This is a genomic window from Bradyrhizobium uaiense (assembly GCF_010811875.1).
In the GTDB taxonomy this organism is placed as follows: Bacteria; Pseudomonadota; Alphaproteobacteria; order Rhizobiales; family Xanthobacteraceae; genus Bradyrhizobium; species Bradyrhizobium uaiense.
On sequence record NZ_VKHP01000591.1, the window covers coordinates 1 to 434 of the forward strand.

A 434-nucleotide genomic window follows, 5' to 3' on the forward strand; every position below is an offset into this window, starting at 1 on the left:
GGCCTGCAGCCTCACCGCACTCGCAGCTTCAAACTCTCGACCGATCCCTTCTTTGTCGAGAAGCTGCGCGATGTGGTCGGGCTCTATCTCAATCCGCCTGACAAGGCCGTGGTGCTTTGCGTCGATGGGAAGAGCCAAATTCAGGCCCTCGAACGAACCCAGCCCATGCTTCCTATGGGGTTCGGCTACATCGAAGGCGTCACCCACGACTACGAGCGTCATGGCACAACCACTCTGTTCGCCGCCCTCAACGTGCTCGACGGCGCAATCATCGCTCAATGCAAACCCCGCCATCGTCACCAGGAGTTCCTCGCCTTCCTGCGCCCCAGCGAAGCTAACGTGCCGCCCCAACTGGACATCCATCTCGTCGTCGATAACTACGCCACCCACAAGCATCCCAAGGTCAGGACCTGGCTCGCCCGACGCCCGCGTGG

1 protein-coding gene is annotated in these 434 nt (G+C 61.3%); it reads left to right on the top strand.

All coding sequences use genetic code 11. The features are described 5' to 3' along the window. Nucleotides 1-434, top strand: a 434-nt coding sequence (locus tag FNJ47_RS46640; RefSeq protein ID WP_163163547.1) for an IS630 family transposase, incomplete at both ends; no start/stop codon positions are given.